Source organism: Citrobacter amalonaticus (assembly GCF_002918555.1).
Lineage (GTDB): Bacteria > Pseudomonadota > Gammaproteobacteria > Enterobacterales > Enterobacteriaceae > Citrobacter_C > Citrobacter_C amalonaticus_A.
Genome location: NZ_PQMB01000007.1, coordinates 99,253 through 112,275, shown reverse-complemented (window position 1 = coordinate 112,275; position 13,023 = coordinate 99,253). Strand labels below are relative to the sequence as shown.

The following is a 13,023-nucleotide window of genomic DNA, read 5'->3' as shown; positions in this document are numbered from 1 at the left end:
ACAGTTCTCAGAATAAAGCAAACGTTTCCGTATGTTTTTTTAGTTCTCTTTCACGGTGTTGATAGAGGGGAGGGGCAGATGCGAGGAATCTGGCATCTCATCAGCGTTTGAAGATGAGATGCCAGAAGACGCTTACTTACACTTCCAGGTAGTTCAGGATGCCGTCAGCTGCCTTACGACCTTCGGCGATGGCGGTGACGACCAGGTCGGAACCGCGCACGATGTCGCCACCAGCGAAGATTTTCGGGTTGCTGGTCTGGAAGGCGTTGTCGCTACCTTCCGGCGCGATTACGCGCCCCTGTGAGTCCAGTTCGACGCTGTGTGTTGCCAGCCACGCCATGCTGTGCGGGCGGAAACCAAATGCCATTACCACCGCATCAGCCGGAACAACGTGCTCAGAACCCGCGACGATCTCCGCGCGACGACGGCCCTTCGCATCCGGTTCGCCCATTTCGGTACGCGCCATTTTCACGCCGCACACTTTGCCGTTAGCATTCACTTCAATCCCCAACGGCTGGACGTTGAACTGGAACTCGACGCCCTCTTCACGCGCGTTTTTGACTTCGCGTCTGGAACCCGGCATGTTCTCTTCATCACGGCGATAAGCACAGGTCACATGCGTGGCTCCCTGACGAACAGAGGTACGCACGCAGTCCATCGCGGTGTCGCCACCGCCAAGAACGACCACACGCCTGCCTTCCATACTGACAAACGGTTCGTCAGTCGTCTCGCCAAAGCCCATGATCTGTTTGGTGTTGGCGATCAGAAACGGCAGCGCATCAAACACGCCATCGGCATCTTCGTTTTCCAGCCCGCCACGCATTGACTGATAGGTGCCAACGCCAAGGAAGACGGCATCATACTCTTTCAGCAGGTCGTCGAGCTGCACGTCGCGGCCGACTTCAGTATTGAGTTTGAACTCAATACCCATGCCGGTGAAAATTTCGCGACGACGGGTCATCACTTCTTTCTCCAGCTTGAAGGCCGGAATACCGAAGGTCAGCAGGCCGCCGATTTCCGGGTGACGGTCAAAGACCACCGCTTTCACGCCGTTGCGGGTGAGCACGTCGGCACAGGCCAGACCCGCCGGTCCCGCGCCGATAATCGCCACGCGTTTGTCGGTCTGGCGAACGCCGGTCATGTCCGGACGCCAGCCCATCTCGAACGCCTTATCGTTAATATAGCGTTCGATGTTGCCGATGGTTACTGCGCCGAACTCGTCGTTCAGGGTACAGGAACCTTCACACAGCCGGTCCTGCGGACAGACGCGCCCGCACACTTCCGGCAGGGTGTTGGTCTGATGAGACAGCTCGGCTGCTTCAAAAATACGTCCCTCGTTGGCGAGCTTCAGCCAGTTCGGAATGTAGTTATGCACCGGGCATTTCCACTCGCAATACGGGTTGCCGCAGGAGAGGCAGCGATCCGCCTGGGCTTTTGCCTGGCCTTCGGAAAACGGTTCGTAGATTTCTACAAACTCGATTTTGCGAATCTTCAGCGGCTTCTTCGGTGGATCAACGCGCTGCAGGTCGATAAATTGGTATACGTTCTGACTCATTGCTACTACCCCTTACTGCGCCTGCACGCGCAGCTCAGCTGCGCTACGACTACGGTGGCCCAACAGTGCTTTCACATCACTGGACTTCGGCTTGACCAGCGCAAATTTGGCTGCGAAGACTGACCAGTTAGCCAGGATCTCTTCACCACGCTGGGAACCGGTATGTTGCACGTGTTCGGTGATCAGGCCACGCAGATGCTCTTCGTGGATCGCCAAATCGTCGACGCTCAGCACCTCCACCAGTTCCGGGTTCACGCGCTTACGGAACTCGCCATCTTCGTCCAGCACGTAGGCGAAACCGCCCGTCATACCCGCGCCGAAGTTAACGCCTGTTTTTCCGAGGATGCAGACGATACCGCCGGTCATATATTCACAACCGTTGTCGCCAATGCCTTCCACGACGGTGATCGCCCCGGAGTTACGTACTCCAAAACGCTCTCCCGCACGTCCTGCGGCATACAGACGACCGCCGGTCGCGCCGTACAAACAGGTGTTGCCGATGATGCTCGCCTCATGGCTACGGAAAGCAGAGCCAACCGGAGGACGCACTGCCAGCAGGCCGCCCGCCATGCCTTTACCGACATAGTCGTTGGCATCACCGGTCAGATACAGCTCCACGCCGCCTGCGTTCCACACCCCGAAGCTCTGTCCCGCCGTCCCGCTGAAGTGGGCGGTAATCGGATCCGCCGCCAGCCCCTGGTCGCCGTGGATCTGAGCGATATAGCCCGACAGCGATGCGCCAACGGAACGGTCGGTGTTGCGAATATCGAACCAGAAGGTTTTACTCTGGCGCTCGTCGATAAACGGCTTCGCCTGTTGCAAGAGCTGTGTGTTCAGCACGCCGTTGTCGAACGGTGGATTGTTCTCAGTGCAGTACAGCGCTTTACCGGGATGAGGTTCAGCGGTTTCCAGCAGGCGAGACAGCTCCAGCTTCTGCTGTTTCGCAGTAAACCCTTCCAGCTCTTTGAGCAGGTCGGTACGGCCAATCAGATCCACCAGCCGCGTGACACCCAGCTCCGCCATCAGCTCGCGAACTTCGCGGGCGATAAACTCAAAGTAGTTGGTCACTTTGAACGGCAGACCGTGGTAATGATTTTTACGCAGTTTGTCGTCCTGAGTCGCCACGCCTGTTGCGCAGTTATTCAGGTGACAAATACGCAGGTATTTACAGCCCAGAGCCACCATTGGACCGGTACCAAAACCGAAGCTTTCCGCACCGAGAATCGCCGCTTTGATAATGTCCACGCCGGTTTTCAGGCCGCCGTCCACTTGCAGACGAATCTTGTGACGCAGGCCGTTGGCGACCAGCGCCTGCTGCGTTTCCACCAGCCCCAGCTCCCACGGGCAGCCCGCGTATTTTACCGAGGAGAGTGGGCTTGCCCCGGTACCGCCGTCGTAACCGGCAATCGTAATCAGGTCCGCGTAGGCTTTCGCCACGCCGGTTGCGATGGTACCGACGCCTGGTTCAGAAACCAGTTTGACGGAGATCATCGCTTTCGGATTGACCTGTTTGAGGTCAAAAATCAGCTGCGCTAAGTCCTCGATAGAATAGATATCGTGATGCGGCGGCGGGGAGATCAGCGTGACGCCCGGCACCGAATAACGCAGTTTGGCGATGTACGGGGTGACTTTGTCACCCGGTAGCTGACCGCCTTCACCCGGCTTCGCGCCCTGAGCGACTTTAATTTGAATCACGTCGGCGTTGACCAGATATGCCGGAGTGACGCCAAAGCGACCGGAGGCCACCTGCTTAATGCGCGACACTTTGTTCGTACCGTAGCGCGCCGGGTCTTCACCGCCTTCGCCGGAGTTGGAGTTACCGCCGATGCTGTTCATGGCTTCTGCCAGCGCTTCGTGTGCTTCCGGACTCAGTGCGCCGATAGACATCGCAGCGGTATCAAAACGTTTAAACAGTTCACTTGCCGGTTCGACTCGATCGATGCTGACAGCTTCGCTGCCCGGTGTGATAGCCAACAGATCGCGCAGCGTCGTAGCCGGGCGTTCGTTGACCTGTTTTGCGTATTCCTGATAGTCGCTGTACTCGCCGCTCTGTACTGCCTGTTGCAGGGTGCGCACCACGTCCGGGTTGTAGGCGTGGTATTCGCCGCCATGTACATATTTCAGCAACCCGCCCTGGGCGATTGGCTTACGGGCCAGCCACGCGCGTTTGGAAAGATTCAGCAGATCCTGCTGGAAGTCAGCAAAGCCAGCGCCGCCGATGCGGCTAACCACGCCCTGGAAGCACAGATTTACAACGTCATCATGCAGGCCAACCGCTTCAAACAGTTTTGAGCAGCGGTAAGAGGCGATGGTCGAGATGCCCATTTTGGACATGATTTTGTACAGACCTTTATTGATGCCGTTTCGGTAGTTCAGCATCACGGTTCGATAGTCTTTGGCAATTGCCTGGGTGTCTATCAGACGTCCCAGCGTTTCGTACGCGAGGTACGGATAGATTGCCGTCGCGCCGAAGCCCAGCAGTACGGCAAAGTGATGCGGGTCGCGGGCGCTTGCGGTTTCAACGATGATATTGGCATCACAGCGTAGGTTCTGTTCCACCAGGCGCGCCTGCACTGCGCCAACCGCCATCGGTGCCGGAACCGGCAGGCGGTTCTTGCCAATGTTACGGTCTGAGAGGACCAGCAGTACGGTACCGCTGCGTACCATCTGTTCGGCGGTATCGCACAGCGCTTTCACCGTCTCTTCGAGCGTGGTTTGCGTCGTATCGAAGGTGATATCAAGCCGGTCGGCGCGGTAATGTTCCTCTTTCATCGTCGTAAGCTGGGTGAAATCGGAATACAGCAGAATTGGGGATTTAAAGGTCAGGCGGTGCGCCTGGCCTTCCGCTTCGCAGAACACATTCATCTCACGGCCAATGCTGGTGGCCAGCGACATGACGTGCGCTTCACGCAGCGGGTCGATTGGCGGGTTGGTCACCTGCGCGAACTGCTGACGGAAGTAGTCGTAAATAATACGTGGCTGGCTGGAGAGCACGGCGAACGGGGTATCGTCACCCATTGAACCGACCGCCTCCTGGCCGTTTTCACCCAGAACACGAATAACCGAATCCAGCTCTTCCGCACTGTAGTTAAACTGTTTCTGGTAGCTGGCGAGGGTGTCGTCATCCAGCTCGCGGCTACCCACCTGGTCGTCAGCCAGATCTTCGAACGGCACCAGACGGCGGACGTTTTTCTCCATCCACTCTTTGTACGGGTGGCGGCTCTTAAGGTCGTCATCGGTTTCGGCTGAGTGCAGAATGCAGCCCCCGCGGGTGTCGATCACCATCAGCTCGCCCGGGCCAACGCGGCCTTTTTCTACCACTTCGTCAGGCTGGTAATCCCAGATCCCCACTTCTGAGGCGCAGGTAATGAGCTTGTCTTTCGTGATCACGTAGCGGGCCGGACGCAGGCCGTTACGATCGAGGTTACAGGCGGCAAAACGTCCGTCGGACATCACGATACCCGCCGGACCGTCCCACGGCTCCATATGCATAGAGTTAAAGTCAAAGAAGGCACGCAGATCCGGATCCATATCCGGGTTGTTCTGCCAGGCCGGTGGGACCAGCAGGCGCATGGCGCGGATGATATCCATCCCGCCCGCCAGCAGCAGCTCCAGCATGTTATCCATAGAGCTTGAGTCGGAGCCGGTTTCGTTGACGAACGGCGCCGCATCGTGCAGATCCGGGATTAAGGGGGTCTGGAATTTATAAGTACGGGCGCGTGCCCACTGACGGTTACCGGTAATGGTGTTGATCTCGCCGTTGTGCGCCAGATAGCGGAACGGCTGCGCCAGCGGCCAGCGCGGTACGGTGTTAGTAGAAAAACGCTGGTGGAACAGACAAATGGCTGATTCCAGACGCAGATCCGCGAGGTCCAGGTAGAAGCGCGGCAGATCCGCCGGCATACACAGACCTTTATAGATGTTGACCAGGTTCGACAGGCTGCAAACGTAGAAATCTTTGTCTTCCTGCAAACGTTTTTCGATACGGCGACGGGCGATAAACAGACGTCGCTCCATATCGCGTGGACGCCAGCCCGCAGGGGCGTTTACGAAAATTTGCTCAATACGCGGCAGGGAGGAGAGGGCAATTTCACCAAGAACGCCTTCATTGGTTGGTACATTGCGCCAGCCAACAATCGACAGGGTTTCCTGTTGCAGTTCTTCTTCTACAATACGACGGGATGCGGCGGCCTGCTCGGGATCTTTGTTCAGGAAGATCATTCCGACAGCGTAATTTTTGGCTAAACGCCAGCCGCGCTCTTGTGCAACGATGCGAAAAAAACGGTCTGGTTTTTGTAACAGCAGGCCGCAGCCGTCGCCCGTTTTACCATCAGCGAGGATTGCGCCACGGTGCTGCATGCGGGCCAGTGCGTGTATGGCGGTACGCACTACCTTGTGGCTAGGTTCGCCTTCTATGTGGGCGATCAGGCCGAAACCACAGTTATCCTTCTCAAGGGATTTATCGTACAACATATCAGTGAACCTCCCCAGGCTCTGCGGACACCTCTCCGACACCGTTTGCGCACGGGCACACCAAGAGCATGGCGACGGGGTTTGCGTGTCATACGCTTACCTCGCATTCGCCCTCTTTAATTCCGTTTCGCGTAGGTCAAACAAGTTTGAGGACTTGCTTCAGAGGGAATCTCAATTACTGCATAAATATGATGAGCACACTGCTCATCCAGAAAGCTTCCAGCGGATTTCCAACTTATCGGGAATCTATACACAGGTCAAATGACACGCTTATGAGTGCGAAAATGTGCTGTATATCTCTTATCTTTTTGAATGTATTGAAAATGATGAGATTTTTATATTGATTTAACGGCGGGAAAACGCAGCGGAGAGTGTGATCTGTCTCACTATCATAAAGCCATGTTAGCGCTTATCTCCCCTTTATTCGCGCTGAGACATAGCATTTTATGCTGGTTTAAGTAGAACAGTCATTTCATGATACTGTTTTTGCGCTCAACGCGTCAGAAGATAAAAAAAATAGCTGAAGATAAGGAAAAGTCATTGGCGTTGTTTTGAATGAAATGGCGTTTATTTTGATTGATTATGCAATTGATAAAAGCCTGCCGTGGCGATTGATCCAGGTCATCGCCGACAAGGGCTAAAAATGGCAGGCTTTGGCCTCTTTTCAAGGCGCGGTCTATCAGATTATGCAGTTACAGAAATTAGTCAATATGTTTGGTGGCGATCTTTCTCGTCGTTACGGGCAAAAGGTTCATAAACTGACGCTGCACGGCGGGTTTAGCTGCCCAAATCGCGACGGCACCATCGGGCGTGGCGGCTGCACTTTCTGTAACGTCGCCTCTTTTGCCGATGAAGCGCAGCAACATCACTCCATTGCAGAGCAGCTCGCTCATCAGGCGCACCTGGTCAATCGCGCCAAACGTTATCTGGCCTATTTCCAGGCCTATACCAGTACCTTTGCTGAGGTGCAGGTCCTGCGCTCCATGTATCAGCAGGCAGTGAGTCAGGCCAGTATCGTCGGTTTGTGCGTCGGGACGCGGCCCGACTGTGTACCGGATGCGGTACTCGATCTGCTCTGCGAATATAAAGACCAGGGATACGAAGTGTGGCTGGAGCTGGGATTACAGACTGCCCATGATAAAACCCTGCATCGTATCAACCGTGGACATGATTTTGCGTGTTATCAGCGCACCACCCGCCTTGCCCGCGAACGGGGGCTGAAAGTCTGTTCACATCTGATAGTCGGTTTGCCGGGAGAAGGGCAGGGCGAATGTTTGCAGACGATGGCGCGCGTTGTGGAGACCGGCGTGGACGGTATTAAGCTGCATCCGCTGCATATCGTTAAGGGCAGCATTATGGCGAAGGCGTGGGAAGCGGGCCGACTTAGCGGAATTGAGCTGGACGACTACACCATCACCGCCGGTGAGATGATCCGCCATACGCCGCCGGAAGTCATTTTCCACCGCATCTCTGCCAGCGCGCGTCGCCCGACGCTGCTCGCTCCGCTATGGTGTGAGAACCGCTGGACGGGGATGGTTGAACTCGATCGCTATCTGAATAAGCATGGCGTGCAGGGCTCCGCATTGGGTCGTCCCTGGATTTCCCCCTCTGTGTGCTGAATTCATCGGAGGAGGTGATGCCTTCTCCTTCCTTTTCTCCCCTCTCTGAACAAAATCTGTGATTTACATCACGATAGTGAATATTGGCTTGGTTAATAATACTAGTATGGTAGGTGAGTGTTAATTATAACGTCTTAATCTGGGTGGTTTTGTATGCAAATGACGATGCGCTGGTTTGGGCCAGAAGAAGATAAGGTAACGCTGGAACATATCCGGCAGGTGCCAGGGGTGGAAGGCGTGGTTGGCGCGCTGTATGACGTTCCCGTTGGCGAAGTCTGGCCGGTAGAGAAAATCGAGAGGCTGGTGAAGCAGGCTCATGATGCCGGACTGAAAATGGAAGTCATTGAAAGTGTTAACATTCATGACGACATCAAAATTGGTCTGCCTTCCCGAGAACGGTATATCGCCAACTATCAGCAGACCATCCGCAATCTTGCTCAATTTGGCGTTAAAGTGATTTGCTACAACTTCATGCCGGTTTTCGACTGGATGAAGACGGACATGAACTACGTCCTGCCTGATGGCTCACTGACGATGGCTTTTGAGAAAAAGGATATCGACAAGAGTCTGGAAGAGGTGGTGAAAGAGGTTCTGGAAAATTCGAATGGCTTTGCGCTACCGGGTTGGGAACCTGAGCGACTGGCGAAAGTCCAGGAGCTGTTTGTCAAATATAAAGACGTGGATGATAAGGCGCTGCGTGAAAATTTGGTGCATTTCCTGAACGCGGTGATCCCGGTCTGTGAAGAGGTGGGCGTGAAAATGGCGATTCATCCGGACGACCCGCCGTATTCTATTTTTGGTCTGCCGCGCGTGGTGAAAAACCGTGACGATCTGGACTGGATTTGCCGTGCGGTAGATTCTGAAGCAAACGGCATCACTCTGTGCACCGGTTCAATTGCGGAAGATCCCAGTAATAATGTGTATGAGATTCTGGCTGAATTTACGCGCCGCAAGCGTATCCACTTTGCCCATGTGCGCAATATTAAGCTCATTAAAGATAAAGACTTTTATGAGTGCGCGCATCCGTCTGAATTTGGTTCTCTGGATATGTATAAAGTGATGCAGGCTTTATACGACAACGGTTTCAGCGGCTATATCCGTCCGGATCATGGTCGTTTCATCTGGGGCGAAACCGGTCGTCCCGGCTATGGGTTGTTCGACCGTGCGCTCGGCGTAACCTATCTGAAAGGTTTGTGGGAAGCGTTGGGTAAACGCTAGCTTCTCATAATCTTTTCCGGCTGACCCATCCCCTGGGTCAGCCACATAATATTATCCTTCCCGCATTTCTTGCACATTCTTCAACGTGCCGCTCAGAATTGAGTATTATTGTGCCAGGTTGTTGTGAAGGAACCCTCTAATGAAGCAAATCCGTATGCTGGCGCAATACTACGTTGATCTGATGATGAAATTGGGTCTGGTGCGCTTTTCTATGCTGTTGGCGCTGGCGCTGGTGGTGCTGGCCATTGTGGTGCAGATGGCCGTGACGATGGTTTTACATGGTCAGGTTGAGAGCATTGATGTTATCCGCTCCATCTTCTTTGGTTTATTAATCACGCCGTGGGCGGTCTATTTCCTGTCAGTGGTGGTGGAACAACTTGAGGAATCCCGGCAACGCCTGTCGCGACTGGTACAGAAGCTGGAAGAGATGCGCGAGCGCGATCTCAAACTTAACGTGCAGTTGAAGGACAATATCTCCCAGCTTAATCAGGAAATCGCCGAACGTGAGAAGGCAGAGGCGGAACGCCAGCAGACCTTTGAGCAGCTGAAGGTGGAAATCAAAGAGCGTGAGGAGACGCAGATTCAGCTTGAACAACAGTCCTCATTTTTACGCTCCTTCCTTGATGCCTCGCCGGATCTGGTTTTTTATCGCAATGAGGATAAAGAGTTTTCCGGCTGTAACCGGGCAATGGAACTCCTGACCGGTAAAAGTGAAAAGCAGCTGGTGCATTTAAAACCGGCGGATGTTTACTCGCCGGAAGCCGCGGAAAAGGTCATTGAAACCGATGAGAAAGTGTTCCGCCATAACGTATCGCTGACCTATGAACAGTGGCTGGACTATCCCGACGGGCGAAAAGCCTGTTTTGAAATTCGTAAGGTGCCATATTACGATCGCGTGGGTAAACGCCACGGGCTAATGGGCTTTGGGCGCGATATTACCGAGCGTAAGCGTTACCAGGATGCTCTTGAGCGCGCCAGCCGCGATAAAACCACCTTTATCTCCACCATCAGTCATGAGCTGCGTACGCCGCTGAACGGTATTGTTGGCTTAAGCCGTATTCTGCTGGATACCGACCTGACGGCCGAGCAGGAAAAATACCTGAAAACAATCCATGTCTCTGCGGTCACGCTGGGTAATATTTTCAATGATATTATCGATATGGATAAAATGGAGCGGCGTAAGGTCCAGCTGGATAACCAGCCGGTGGATTTTACCAGTTTCCTTGCGGATCTGGAGAATCTCTCTGGTTTGCAGGCCCAGCAAAAAGGGCTGCGCTTTATCCTCGAACCGACCTTGCCGTTACCGCATAAGGTGGTGACTGACGGTACGCGTCTGCGGCAGATCCTGTGGAACCTGATCAGTAACGCGGTGAAATTTACGCAACAAGGTCAGGTGACGGTGCGGGTGCGCTATGACGAAAGCCGTGTTCTGCACTTTGAAGTAGAAGACTCAGGCATCGGTATTCCGCAGGACGAACAGGATAAAATCTTCGCTATGTATTATCAGGTGAAGGACAGCAACGGCGGGAAACCGGCAACCGGCACCGGGATTGGTCTGGCGGTCTCTCGTCGCCTGGCGAAGAATATGGGGGGCGATATCACCGTCTCCAGCGAACAAGGGAAAGGTTCTGTCTTTACCCTCACGGTCCACGCTCCGGCCGTCGCGGAAGAGGTTGAAGATGCCTTTGATGATGACGAGATGCCGCTTCCGGCGCTGAATGTGCTGCTGGTCGAGGATATTGAGCTGAATGTCATCGTGGCGCGTTCTGTACTGGAGAAATTAGGCAATAGTGTGGATGTGGCGATGACCGGGAAAGCCGCACTGGAGATGTTCACGCCAGGTGAATATGACCTGGTGCTGCTGGATATCCAGTTGCCGGATATGACGGGGCTGGATATCTCCAGAGAGCTGACTCAACGCTATGCGCGGGAAGATCTGCCGCCGCTGGTGGCGCTGACTGCCAACGTTCTGAAAGATAAGAAAGAGTATCTGGATGCCGGAATGGATGATGTGCTGAGCAAGCCGCTGTCGGTGCCGGCGCTAACCGCGATGATCAAGAAGTACTGGGATACCCGAGACGAAGAGGAGAACACTGTGACACCTGAAGAGAGCAGTAAATCGCAAGCGTTGTTAGATATTCCCATGCTGGAACAATACATTGAGCTGGTGGGGCCTAAGCTCATCACCGATGGGCTGACGGTATTCGAGAAAATGATGCCGGGTTACTTAAGCGTGCTGGAATCTAACCTCACGGCGCGTGACAAAAAAGGCGTGGTTGAAGAGGGGCATAAGATTAAAGGCGCAGCCGGATCGGTTGGGCTTCGTCACTTACAGCAACTGGGTCAGCAGATTCAGTCACCGGATCTTCCTGCCTGGGAAGATAACGTAGCTGAATGGATTGAAGAGATGAAACAGGAGTGGCAACACGATGTCGCAGTGCTGAAAGCCTGGGTGGCAAACGCAGAAAAAAAATGACCCCGGATTAACCGGGGTGCGCGAATACTGCGCCAACACCAGGGAAATCGTGGCTGCGCCGTAAGTTATTATAAAGTTTTGCAAGGGCGCAGCTCTGGGTTTCATGTTTTTCAGGCCGCACGCAGAATAAGATAGCAAATCTTAAATGCTTTGTTACATGAATCAGTTAAATGTGTGAAGCATAGCATCCAAATCACAATTATTAATATGCTTCAGTAAGTTGCAAAGAGGACCATCACGATGAAAAAAATTGGCGTAGTGCTCAGTGGCTGTGGCGTATACGACGGCGCTGAAATTCATGAGGCCGTGTTGACGCTTCTGGCCATTGCCCGTAGCGGCGCGCAGGCCGTTTGTTTTGCGCCGGATAAACCGCAGGCTGACGTGGTTAACCACCTTACCGGGGATGCGATGGCGGAAACCCGTAACGTATTGATTGAGGCGGCGCGTATTACCCGTGGCGACATTCGGCCTCTCTCGCAGGCGGTTTCTGCTGAACTGGATGCACTGATTGTGCCCGGCGGCTTTGGCGCAGCGAAAAATCTGAGCAACTTTGCCGCTCAGGGGAGCGCATGTCTCGTTGATAAGGATCTCGCAGCGCTGGCGGTAGCCATGCACCAGGCGGGTAAGCCGTTGGGCTTTATGTGTATAGCACCAGCCCTGCTACCGAAAATCTTCAGCTTCCCGCTGCGTCTGACGATTGGCACAGAAATCGATACGGCGGAAGTGCTGGAGGATATGGGAGCCGAACATGTGCCGTGTCCGGTTGACGATATCGTGGTCGATGAAGAGAACAAGATAGTCACCACGCCTGCGTATATGCTGGCGCAGGATATTGCCCAGGCGGCAACGGGGATTGAAAAGCTGGTATCGCGCGTGCTGGTTCTGGCGGAATGAGAAAAGGGATTACCGGCTTTCTACGTCGTATTTTTGTCCGGGTCGTTATTGTTCTCGCCGTATTCTGGGGTGGGGGCATTGTATTGTTTAGCATGGTGCCGGTGCCTTTTTCGGCGGTGATGGCTGAACGACAAATTAGCGCGTGGCTGCACGGCGACTTTGGTTATGTGGCGCACTCTGACTGGGTCGGCATGGATGAGATCTCCCCGTGGATGGGGCTGGCGGTTATTGCCGCGGAAGATCAGAAGTTCCCCGACCACTGGGGATTTGATATGGCCTCCATTGAGAAAGCGCTGGCGCATAATGAACGCAGCGAAAATCGCATTCGTGGCGCCTCGACGCTTTCGCAGCAAACCGCGAAAAATCTCTTTCTCTGGGACGGCCGCAGTTGGCTACGTAAAGGGCTGGAGGCTGGCCTGACGCTGGGAATTGAAACGGTCTGGAGTAAGCGACGGATTCTGACCGTCTACCTGAATATTGCGGAGTTTGGCGACGGCGTTTTTGGCGTAGAGGCGGCGGCCCGGCGTTACTTTCACAAACCGGCAAGTCGATTAACGCAGTCGGAAGCGGCATTGCTGGCGGCGGTTCTGCCTAATCCTCTGCGCTTTAAAGCTAATGCGCCCTCAGGCTACGTGCGTAGCCGTCAGGCGTGGATTCTGCGTCAAATGCGGCAGTTGGGCGGGGAGTCTTTCATGGCTCGCAATAACTTACATTAAGTTTGCGGAAAGTCGCCGGAGGGGGATAACGTCTTCTCCGGCCGACAAACAACACCGTACCCGTTGGCCTGA

General features: G+C 54.4%; 7 protein-coding genes and 1 pseudogene. 5 read left to right on the top strand and 3 right to left on the bottom strand.

What is annotated here, in order from left to right; genetic code table 11:
* Positions 1 to 136 precede the first annotated feature (136 nt).
* Entirely contained in the window at positions 137 to 1,555 is a 1,419-nt protein-coding gene (gene gltD / locus C3432_RS24410) for a glutamate synthase subunit GltD (RefSeq protein WP_103779780.1), read from the bottom strand.
* Between the two features lie 12 nt (positions 1,556 to 1,567).
* Positions 1,568 to 6,028: a glutamate synthase large subunit gene (gene gltB, locus C3432_RS24405; RefSeq protein ID WP_103779778.1), complete on the bottom strand. Its 4,461-nt coding sequence runs from the start codon at positions 6,026 to 6,028 to the stop codon at positions 1,568 to 1,570.
* A 686-nt stretch (positions 6,029 to 6,714) separates the two neighbouring features.
* Between gltB and C3432_RS24395 the strand changes: the two genes are divergently transcribed.
* Both C3432_RS24395 and uxuA read left to right on the top strand, forming a co-directional pair.
* Complete coding sequence (locus tag C3432_RS24395) at positions 6,715 to 7,647, top strand: TIGR01212 family radical SAM protein (RefSeq protein WP_103779892.1); 933 nt, start codon at positions 6,715 to 6,717, stop codon at positions 7,645 to 7,647.
* A 153-nt stretch (positions 7,648 to 7,800) separates the two neighbouring features.
* A complete protein-coding gene (gene uxuA / locus C3432_RS24390) occupies positions 7,801 to 8,865 on the top strand; it encodes a mannonate dehydratase (protein ID WP_103779776.1) in 1,065 nt (354 codons plus the stop codon).
* On the opposite strand, the pseudogene C3432_RS28490 reads toward uxuA, so the two are convergent.
* Positions 8,862 to 8,945: pseudogene (locus C3432_RS28490) on the bottom strand (hypothetical protein); the annotation flags it as partial. The gene uxuA and the pseudogene C3432_RS28490 sit on opposite strands and share 4 nt — an antisense overlap.
* A 59-nt stretch (positions 8,946 to 9,004) precedes the next feature.
* Between C3432_RS28490 and arcB the strand changes: the two are divergent.
* From arcB to mtgA, 3 genes are all read left to right on the top strand, one after another.
* Positions 9,005 to 11,341 (top strand): aerobic respiration two-component sensor histidine kinase ArcB, encoded by a 2,337-nt coding sequence (gene arcB / locus C3432_RS24385; RefSeq protein WP_103779774.1) that lies wholly within the window; start codon positions 9,005 to 9,007, stop codon positions 11,339 to 11,341.
* A 240-nt stretch (positions 11,342 to 11,581) separates the two neighbouring features.
* Positions 11,582 to 12,235 carry an isoprenoid biosynthesis glyoxalase ElbB gene (gene elbB / locus C3432_RS24380; protein ID WP_103779772.1) on the top strand — a complete coding sequence of 218 codons (654 nt, stop codon included), beginning with the start codon at positions 11,582 to 11,584 and terminating at the stop codon, positions 12,233 to 12,235.
* A complete protein-coding gene (gene mtgA, locus C3432_RS24375; RefSeq protein ID WP_103779770.1) occupies positions 12,232 to 12,951 on the top strand; it encodes a monofunctional biosynthetic peptidoglycan transglycosylase in 720 nt (239 codons plus the stop codon). Before elbB ends, mtgA begins: the two co-directional genes overlap by 4 nt.
* Positions 12,952 to 13,023: the final 72 nt, after the last annotated feature.